This window comes from Serratia sp. 506_PEND (genome assembly GCF_001076875.1).
Classification (GTDB): domain Bacteria; phylum Pseudomonadota; class Gammaproteobacteria; order Enterobacterales; family Enterobacteriaceae; genus Serratia; species Serratia marcescens.
Map to the genome: position 1 here is coordinate 1 of NZ_JVEL01000303.1, position 7,930 is coordinate 7,930.

Sequence of the window (7,930 nt, forward strand, 5' to 3'; positions counted from 1 at the left end):
CCCGAGCCCTTAGCCCGCCCGCTTATGTTGAACGCTGCAGCACGATATGAACGTTAAAGCCAGAAGCAGCGCCTAAAGTTCACACTGTCGCTATTGTGGAGAACGCCTTATGTTCATCGCCATTTACCAGTTTTCAGTCAAACCCGGACACGAACACGCCTTTCGCCAGGCTTGGCTAGCGTTGACCCAAGGCATCTATCTGCAGCGCGGCAGCCTCGGCTCGCGCCTGCATCGGGATATGGGCGGGCAGTTTATCGGCTATGCGCAATGGCCAAGCCGAGTCGCATGGGAAAGTGCCGGTGATATTCAATTGGATGAACGCTACCGGCAAGCCCGGGAACGAATGCGTGCGACCTTGTTGGCAGATAAAACGCTATTTGAAATGGAAGTGACGGACGATTACCTGCAAATCAGACCGTTTGACTGAGCACAAGCCCACACAGGCGGGCTTGTGGTTGCGGGAGCGAGCGGCATCAATGATGCAGCATCTCATCCACGACTTCTTTGGTTTGCAGTTGGAATGGGTAGTAAGTCGGCCAGTTATCCATCTCTTTCAGCAACGCTTCCTGCGACGTGTTGCCCATAAAGATATGGAAATGCGCCGATTTGCGCGGGCCGATAATGTGATCGCTGAACTGCACGAATTTCGGCGCCAGGCTGCCGGCATCCTGGCATTCAAACAGATAACGCACGCCCTTTTTACCGGAAACATACGTCAGGATCTTATGCCCGGCGTACTTATACTGACAGGCGCTGGATTGGTCACCGCGGTGAAATTCCATGACGCCATTTTCAATGCCGATGGTATCTACATCGGTGGCGTACCCTTTGCGGTAATACGCCTTCACTTCGGCGAAGGTCTTGCGCTTGTCCTGTGCCGCTTTCTTCTTGAACACCGGGTCAAGATCCCCATTGAGCAGATAGGGATACACGGATTGCCACACCCCCTCCCAATCCGCCAGGTTGCGATCTTTGACGTCCTTATCGTCGAATACACCCGCCTCCGCCTTTTTTTCCACCTCCGTCAGCGGCTTGCCGTGTGAATGATGCCCGTGTGCGCACGCCTGCCCGCTGATAAACAACGCTGCCAGCGCCACCGCCACCGCCAGTTTGCCAAAATGCCTCGCCAAAATGCGCTCCTTGTCCGTTACCATGAAAATTAAAAGTTACAATATAACATAACAATTTTCAATCCTTGTCGTGCAACAGGCATTGTGTTGCGCCCCCCTGCCGCAGGGTTATACTCGAAGAGGGAGTGCGGTGCCGCGCCGCCTTCTGCCGGGACGGGCGCCGGATCGACCGCCGTTCGCTCCTTTGCGTACCGGCATTTTTATTTCACTGATTTGCAATGGTTAATTATGACTTGAACTATGCTTGTTACAGGGTCTGCCGTTTAAGCAAGACCCGTGAATAATGAGGGTGCGCTGATGACTACTTCAACACATGAAAAGGTTAAGGATGATAAACGTCTGAGCGATGGACCGGACTGGACGTTCGAACTGCTGCAGGTGTATTTGGAGCAGATCGACCGCGTCGCCAAGCATTACCGACTCGACACCTACCCCCATCAGATCGAGGTGATCACCTCCGAGCAGATGATGGACGCCTATTCGAGCGTCGGCATGCCGATCAACTATACCCATTGGTCCTTCGGCAAGAAGTTCATCGAAACCGAACAGCGCTACAAACAGGGCCAGCAAGGGCTGGCGTATGAAATCGTCATCAACTCCAATCCCTGCATCGCCTACCTGATGGAGGAAAACACCATCACCATGCAGGCGCTGGTGATGGCGCACGCCTGCTATGGCCACAACTCGTTCTTCAAGAATAACTATCTGTTCCGCAGCTGGACCGACGCCAGCTCCATCGTCGATTATCTGCTGTTCGCCCGCCACTACATCAGCCAATGCGAAGAGCGCTACGGCGTCGATGAAGTGGAGCGACTACTGGACTCCTGCCACGCGCTGATGAACTATGGAGTCGACAGGTACAAGCGCCCGCAGAAAATCTCCCTGGTGGAAGAGAAAGCGCGCCAGAAAAGCCGCGAAGAGTATCTGCAAAGCCAGGTGAATACGTTATGGAAGACCTTGCCGCGCGTCGAACGTGAAGAGTCGCCGGAGCAGGCGCGCCGGTATCCGAGCGAACCGCAGGAAAATATCCTCTATTTTATCGAAAAGAATGCACCGCTGCTGGAACCCTGGCAGCGTGAGGTGTTGCGCATCGTGCGCAAAGTCAGCCAGTATTTCTACCCGCAAAAGCAGACTCAGGTGATGAACGAGGGTTGGGCCACCTTCTGGCATTACACCATCCTCAACCATCTGTACGACGAGGGCCGAGTGACCGAGCGGTTTATGCTGGAGTTTTTGCACAGCCACACCAACGTGGTGTATCAGCCGCCGTACAACAGCCCGTACTATAACGGCATCAACCCTTATGCGCTGGGCTTCGCCATGTTCCAGGACATCAAGCGCATCTGCCAATCGCCGACCGAAGAAGACCGCTACTGGTTCCCGGACATCGCCGGAAAAGACTGGCTGGAGACATTGCACTTCGCCATGCGCGACTTCAAGGACGAGAGCTTTATCAGCCAGTTCCTGTCACCCAAAGTGATGCGTGATTTCCGGTTGTTCACCGTGCTGGACGACGATCGCAACAACTATCTGGAGATTGCCGCGATCCACAACGAGGCCGGCTACCGGGCGATCCGTCAGGAGCTGTCTGCACAATACAACCTGAGCAATCACGAGCCGAACATTCAGATCTGGAACGTGGACCTGCGCGGCGACCGTTCGCTAACATTGCGTTATATTCCACAGGAGCGTGCACCGTTGGATAAAAGCCGTCGCGACGTGTTGAAGCACCTGCATCGCCTGTGGGGCTTCGACGTGATCCTAGAACAGCAAAACGAAGACGGCAGCGTGGAGCTGCTCGATCGCTGCCCGCCGCGACCAACGCCGCTGTAATCCGCCATAACGACAAAGGGCGCCAAAATGGCGCCCTTTCTTAATTTCATTAATACGCAATCAGCGACGCGCTTCGGTCAGATCGCTCGGCATGGTGCCCTGCATGCTCTGCCAAATCGCCCCGCTGTCTTTACCGTAGTTGCGCACGGTGTCCATCACCTGGTCGTACAGCTTCTCATGGCACAGCGTGGACAGCTTGCTGTAGAAGGTCAGCGCCAGCTTGCGCGCTTCCGGGTTGGAGAAGTAGTAACGGCCCACGCGGGTGTACAGCCCTTTCAGACCGTTGAAGATCAGGCCGTAGATCGGGTTGCCGGAAGCGAACGCCAAACCACGGAAGATCTCGTAATCGAGCAGATTGAACGCGTCCGCCTGATCTTCTACCTCGGCGGCTTTCGCCAGCACTTCCTGGGCTTGTTCCGGATGATTGCGCACCGCGGCGCGAATAAAGATCGACGCGATATTGGTGCGCACGGACAGCAGGTTATCGATCAGCTGAGGGACGCTTTTGTGATCGAGACGGGCCACCGTCTCAAGGATATTGAGGCCGGACGTTTCCCAAAAATTGTTCACTTTGGTCGGTTTGCCATGCTGAATGGTCAACCAGCCATCGCGGGCCAGACGTTGCAACACTTCACGTAACGTGGTGCGCGTGACGCCAATCAACTCCGAAAGCTCACGCTCCGCGGGCAAAATAGAGCCAGGGGGGAAGCGATTATTCCAAATACTCTCAATAATGTACTCTTCCGCGAAACCGGCAGGACTCTGCGCCTTTATGACCATGTGTTTGACGTTCCGTTGCGACGATAAAATCAGTAAAAGTAATCAGCTCATCATACCAGATCGTGCTGACATGACATAGCGTGAGCGAAAAACAATAAACGAAAGTGTGCATAACGTGGCAAAAAACGAGCAAAAATACCGGTCGGTGGAATTTTCCCATGGTAAAACAAGCTCAGGTTGCGCACGCCCCCACCGCATTGTTAGGGTACGTGCTACGACTGATTGAAGGATGCATAGAGCACAATGGAAACAACCCTGCGTAGCGCCCTGCTCAAAAATTTTCTGGGGCAATCTCCCGACTGGTACAAACTGACCATTCTCATTTTTCTGGCGATCAACCCTCTGGTGTTCTTTTTCGCCAGCCCGTTTATCGCGGGTTGGCTGCTGGTGGCCGAGTTCATCTTTACCCTCGCGATGGCGCTGAAATGCTACCCGCTGCTGCCGGGCGGCCTGCTGGCGCTTGAGGCCGTGGCCATCGGCATGACCAGCCCGGCGCAGGTTTCGCAGGAAATCGAACATAATCTGGACGTGTTGCTGCTGCTGATCTTTATGGTGGCCGGCATCTACTTTATGAAGCAGCTGCTGCTGTTCGTGTTCACCAAGCTGCTGCTCAACATCCGTTCGAAAACGTTGCTGTCGCTGGCGTTCTGCCTGGCCGCCGCCTTCCTTTCCGCCTTCCTCGACGCGCTGACGGTCGTGGCGGTAGTGATCAGCGTGGCCACCGGCTTCTATTCCATCTATCACAACGTGACGTCAAACCGCCCTGACGGCGACATTGGCGATGACAGCGATTTTACCGGCGAAGAGCGTAAACAGACGCTGGAGCAATTCCGCGCCTTTCTGCGCAGCCTGCTGATGCACGCCGGCGTCGGCACCGCGCTCGGCGGGGTCATGACCATGGTGGGCGAGCCGCAAAACCTGATCATCGCCAAAAACGCGGGCTGGGGTTTTATCGATTTCTTCCTGCGTATGGCGCCGGTCACGCTGCCGGTGTTAGTGTGCGGCCTGCTGGTGTGTTGGCTGGTAGAACGTTTTCACCTGTTTGGCTACGGCGCGCAGCTACCGGAAGCGGTGCGCGACGTGCTGAAAGAGTATGACCGCAAGGCCACTGCGGGCCGTAGCAAACAAGAACGGCTCAAACTGGTGATGCAGGCGCTGATCGGCGTTTGGCTGGTGCTGGCGCTGGCCTTCCACCTGGCTGAAGTGGGGCTGATTGGCCTGTCGGTGATCGTCCTCGCCACCTCCCTGTGCGGCGTGAACGACGAGCACGCCATCGGCAAAGCGTTCCAGGAAGCGCTGCCGTTCACCGCGCTGCTGACGGTGTTTTTCACCGTGGTCGCGGTCATCATCGAGCAGCACCTGTTCAGCCCGGTGATCCAGTTTGTGCTGCGCGCCGAGCCCGCCTCTCAGCTTTCGCTGTTCTACCTGTTCAACGGCCTGCTGTCGTCGGTTTCCGACAACGTGTTCGTCGGCACGGTTTACATCAACGAGGCGCGCACCGCGCTGGAAACCGGCGCGATCGGGCTGAAGCAGTTCGAGCTGCTGGCGGTCGCCATCAATACCGGTACCAACCTGCCATCGGTCGCCACCCCTAACGGACAGGCGGCGTTTCTGTTCCTGCTGACGTCGGCATTGGCGCCGCTGGTGCGTTTGTCGTATGGCCGCATGGTATGGATGGCCCTGCCTTATACGGTGGTGCTGACGGTGGTTGGCCTGCTGTGCGTCCAGTTCACCTTGGAACCGGCGACCGAGCTGTTGACGCAGTGGCATTGGCTGACGCTGCCGTCCATCGACGCCGTCGGCCACTGAGACGGCGCCGGCAGGGTGAACCGACTATTTTTACGCTGAATCCGGCCCAGGTGGCTGGCAGCGAAGAGGAATTGGTTTACACTGCCGGTTCAATTGCTTACTGCATGGAAGAATCTAGATATGTTGCAATTCTTTAACCGCTGTTCACAAGGACGCGGCGCCTGGCTGCTGATGGCCCTGACAGCGTTGGTGTTGGAACTGGTCGCGCTCTATTTCCAGCACGTTATGCTGCTGCAGCCGTGCGTGATGTGCATTTACGAGCGTTGCGCGCTGTTCGGCATCCTCGGCGCCTCGCTGGTGGGCGCCATCGCGCCGAAAACTCCGCTGCGCTACGCGGCGATCTTGCTGTGGATCTACAGCGCCTGGGAAGGCGTACAGCTGGCGTGGAAGCACACCATGATCCAGTTGCATCCTTCGCCATTCAATACCTGCGATTTCTTCGTCAGCTTCCCGTCCTGGCTGCCGCTGGACAAATGGCTGCCGGCGGTGTTTCATGCTTCCGGTGACTGCTCCGTGCGTCAATGGCAATTCCTGACGTTGGAAATGCCGCAATGGTTGGTCGGCATCTTCAGTGCCTATCTGTTGGTGGCGCTGATTGTGCTGGTCGCGCAGTTTGTTCGCCCACGCCGCCGCGACCTGTTCGGCCGCTGATCGGCAGACAAACAAAAAACGGCGCCGGAAGGCGCCGTTTTTTTAGGTATTGCTGTCACATTCCGAGATAAAGTCACCTCAGGTATGTGTAAGGAAGTAAACGAGCACGATCAGCGCTCCAGCTACGGTAAACAGGCGGATCATTTTCATTGTTATACTCTCGAACTTGCGGGAGAGCGGCCAAATTACCCAACTTATCGTTTAAAAAGAAGCATCCCGGCACGGCTAAGGGCGTAATTTACATAACATTAAACTTCTGCCATATCGGCGACTAAAAGCGGGCCGCTCTGGCGCATTCCTTTCAGCCTTCGAGCATCAATAAATTACCGTTACTTATGAACGACTGCGCCTTTGTCACATTCAGAGCACAATATTTTGGTGAAGTTTACCCATAAAATCCTTATAGTATCGGCAAAGTGAGTACTACCGATTTCCCTGGTGTTGTTGTGTGTCTTGCCCCTCATCTTTGCAGGGGCTTTTTTCCCCTCTTCCCCCCTCACGCAAGCCCTTACCATTCTTAAATAAATTGTTGGAATTTCTCTCTATCCGGCACCAAGCATCAACGCCATTCGCGCACTAAAGATTAAAATCGTTCGCGATGCTTTCCCTATGCTGAATGACGTGTTGACTTTCGCCCTTTCTTCCTGTGAGCCAGGTTTTGGCTGACTACAGCACATCATATGACATCAAGGACACGATACTATGCCGGATACCACATTGCCCCCTTCGTCTCAGCGCCCCTTCCTGCGGCGCATGCTGCTCAAAGCCGGGAAAAAATTCCTGCGCTGGAACGGCGAATTTCAGACTCGCCATTCGCTCATCTCCACCACGCCGCGGATCGGCAATCATGAATTTAATTGGGTGACGGCGCTGGAAGCCCGTTGGCCGGCCATTCGCGAGGAGTTGGATCGGTTGCTGGAACACCCGGAGGATATCCCAGCGTTCCACCAAATATCACCGGATCAGAAACGCATCTCTAAAGGCGATAACTGGAAAACCTTCGGGCTGTTTGTCTACGGGCAACGGGTTGATGAAAACTGCGCCATCTGCCCGCGCACAGCAGAGGCGGTCAGCGAGATCCCCGGCATGCGCACCGCCATGTTTTCGATTCTTAAACCGCACTATCACATCGTGCCTCACAAAGGCCCGACTCGAGCCGTCGTGCGCGCGCATCTGGGATTGATCGTGCCAAAGGATCGGGACAAGCTCTGGATCCGCGTTGACGACCAAATTCTGCACTGGGATGAAGGCAAGGTGATTTTGTTTGATGATTCCTACGAACACGAGGTTCGCAATGATACCGACGAGCTGCGCGCTGTGCTGTTTCTCGATGTCGACCGGCCAATGGACAAAGTGGGCACGGCGGTGAATAAACTGCTGTTCAGCCTGATCAAAGCCAGCCCGTATGTGAAGCAGCCGCTGAAAAATCTGGCCAACTGGCATCGCCGCGCCAAAAAAGCGTGAAGCAAGAGTCTCACGCGCGTGAGCTCAATAGCCAAGAGGGCGGGATGTCTTAACACGCCGCCCTCTGACATTAAAACTCGTGTTGCCGAGCAACATCTGTCAAGGCATCCGCGTTATCTGGCCCAGTCCGGCTTGTTGAGAATATGATCCTGCCAGTCCACCACTTCGCTCTCGCGCACCGCAATATGCCGCACCGTGATGCGCTCGCCGTGCATCGCCGCTTTGGAGCCGCTGATCAGCGGGTGCCAGGGAAACAGCGGCTT

General features: G+C 55.6%; 7 protein-coding genes and 1 pseudogene. 5 read left to right on the forward strand and 3 right to left on the reverse strand.

What is annotated here, in order from left to right; all coding sequences use genetic code 11:
* The first annotated feature begins 109 nt into the window (after positions 1 to 109).
* Positions 110 to 427, forward strand: coding sequence for an antibiotic biosynthesis monooxygenase family protein (locus tag ADK28_RS08355; RefSeq protein ID WP_016927462.1), 318 nt, complete (start codon positions 110 to 112; stop codon positions 425 to 427).
* 46 nt (positions 428 to 473) lie between these two features.
* On the opposite strand, the gene zinT is transcribed toward ADK28_RS08355, so the two are convergent.
* On the reverse strand, positions 474 to 1,130 hold the full coding sequence (zinT, locus tag ADK28_RS08360) for a metal-binding protein ZinT (RefSeq protein WP_048795399.1): 657 nt from the start codon (positions 1,128 to 1,130) through the stop codon (positions 474 to 476).
* 297 nt (positions 1,131 to 1,427) lie between these two features.
* Here zinT and ADK28_RS08365 point away from each other — a divergent pair, with 297 nt between their 5' ends.
* The gene (locus ADK28_RS08365; RefSeq protein ID WP_016927460.1) at positions 1,428 to 2,963 is read left to right on the forward strand and encodes a SpoVR family protein; all 1,536 of its coding nucleotides are present in this window, start codon (positions 1,428 to 1,430) and stop codon (positions 2,961 to 2,963) included.
* Positions 2,964 to 3,023: 60 nt separating this feature from the next.
* Here the strand turns inward: ADK28_RS08365 and fadR are convergent, their stop codons facing one another.
* Positions 3,024 to 3,743, reverse strand: coding sequence for a fatty acid metabolism transcriptional regulator FadR (gene fadR / locus ADK28_RS08370; protein WP_025303107.1), 720 nt, complete (start codon positions 3,741 to 3,743; stop codon positions 3,024 to 3,026).
* A gap of 243 nt (positions 3,744 to 3,986) precedes the next feature.
* Between fadR and nhaB the strand changes: the two genes are divergently transcribed.
* From nhaB to ADK28_RS08385, 3 genes are all read left to right on the forward strand, one after another.
* Positions 3,987 to 5,552, forward strand: a complete 1,566-nt coding sequence (gene nhaB / locus ADK28_RS08375; protein ID WP_016927458.1) for a sodium/proton antiporter NhaB — start codon at positions 3,987 to 3,989, stop codon at positions 5,550 to 5,552.
* 120 nt (positions 5,553 to 5,672) lie between these two features.
* A complete protein-coding gene (dsbB, locus tag ADK28_RS08380) occupies positions 5,673 to 6,203 on the forward strand; it encodes a disulfide bond formation protein DsbB (RefSeq protein WP_048795400.1) in 531 nt (176 codons plus the stop codon).
* A 702-nt stretch (positions 6,204 to 6,905) separates the two neighbouring features.
* On the forward strand, positions 6,906 to 7,667 hold the full coding sequence (locus ADK28_RS08385; RefSeq protein ID WP_033640106.1) for an aspartyl/asparaginyl beta-hydroxylase domain-containing protein: 762 nt from the start codon (positions 6,906 to 6,908) through the stop codon (positions 7,665 to 7,667).
* 113 nt (positions 7,668 to 7,780) lie between these two features.
* On the opposite strand, the pseudogene ADK28_RS32920 reads toward ADK28_RS08385, so the two are convergent.
* Positions 7,781 to 7,930, reverse strand: a pseudogene (locus ADK28_RS32920) (hypothetical protein); the annotation flags it as partial.

What these genes read in the sequence shown, in the direction of transcription:
- ADK28_RS08355 (WP_016927462.1), top strand. Translation starts at nt 110, where the DNA reads ATGTTCATCGCCATTTACCAGTTTTCAGTCAAACCCGGACACGAACAC.
- ADK28_RS08365 (WP_016927460.1), top strand. Translation starts at nt 1,428, where the DNA reads ATGACTACTTCAACACATGAAAAGGTTAAGGATGATAAACGTCTGAGC.
- fadR (WP_025303107.1), bottom strand. Translation starts at nt 3,743, where the DNA reads ATGGTCATAAAGGCGCAGAGTCCTGCCGGTTTCGCGGAAGAGTACATT.
- nhaB (WP_016927458.1), top strand. Translation starts at nt 3,987, where the DNA reads ATGGAAACAACCCTGCGTAGCGCCCTGCTCAAAAATTTTCTGGGGCAA.
- dsbB (WP_048795400.1), top strand. Translation starts at nt 5,673, where the DNA reads ATGTTGCAATTCTTTAACCGCTGTTCACAAGGACGCGGCGCCTGGCTG.
- ADK28_RS08385 (WP_033640106.1), top strand. Translation starts at nt 6,906, where the DNA reads ATGCCGGATACCACATTGCCCCCTTCGTCTCAGCGCCCCTTCCTGCGG.